At 40.9% G+C, this 1,121-nt stretch carries 1 protein-coding gene; it reads right to left on the bottom strand.

The features are described from left to right. A partial coding sequence (locus tag VXQ92_RS20155) for an LPS-assembly protein LptD (RefSeq protein ID WP_416682982.1) occupies positions 1 to 1,023 on the bottom strand: 1,023 nt, incomplete at its 3' end. Positions 1,024 to 1,121: the final 98 nt, after the last annotated feature.

Here is a 1,121-nt window from a genome sequence, read left to right as displayed (position 1 = left end):
AGATGGCAAAATGCCGCCCCAAATTTCTCCAGCCCCGAACCCATCTGTTAGATAGCGAAATTCACCTTTAAGCATAGGACCACGTTCAGCTAAGTAACGTGGTGTAATCGTCGCATCATAATTAGGCGCAAGGTTTAAATAAATTGGAACGGATAGTTCGCCACCGCCACCGTTGTTTGAAAAACCAGAGAAACCAAACTGAGGGTTGAGAATACCTGTAGTACGGCGGTCATCAATTGGGAAGTTAAAGTAGGGAACTGCTAGAACTGGAACATCTTTTACATATAGTTTTGTTCCGCGCGTAACACCGCGCCCAGTTTCTTGATTCAACTCAATTTTGTTGGCTTGAATTTTCCAAGCAGGTTTTTGTCCTGGAGGACAAGTGGTATAAGTCGCATCATTGAGAACCATTACATTCGGAGAGGTTCTCTCGATTTTTCCAGCTTGGCCATGGGCATGTTGCTGTTCAGAAATATAAAAACTATTATTTAAATCACCGGTTTGAGTCTTTAAATTGTAATTAATTTCATCACTTTGAGAGAGTAAGCCGCCTTGAGCTAACTGTACTCGGCCTTGTGCATGTGCAAATGTTTGAGTTTTATCGATGGTGACTTTATCGGCACGAACTGTACGGCCTTCCTGATCTATCACCACGTTTCCTTCCAACACAGAGTCGCCAGCAGGGTTGTAGTGCCCATAATCAGCCGTTACAACTGAAGTAGCCTTATCTGCATCTAACGCTTTAGTTTCAGGATTAATTGGTGTAATCCAAGTTCCTTGACAAAATGCTGAACTCAAATATTTATTATTGCGCAATTGCGCCTCAGGAGCAGATTTATCAACATAATATTGTTGAAAGAATTCCTGCCCTGGATAGGCTTCCTTAATACTCGCCTTAAGTTGATTATTGTCTATGTTGGAGACAACACCAGCTGACTCAGCATAACTTGATTGTATGGAGCCACTACATAAGAGCGTAAAAATAGCGGTCGCTAAAGGATTAAATTTAAACTGATGCTTCATTGTCTCATTAACCAAGTATGCTAATTCACAATTAATTATTGTCGCATCATAGAGAAAAAGTTTATAAGTGGCTACACTTAACCCTTCAAAAATCTCAG

This window comes from Acinetobacter sp. 228 (assembly GCF_048147885.1).
The sequence above is the reverse complement of the archived record's forward strand: the minus strand, read 5'-3'. Positions and strand labels throughout refer to the sequence as shown.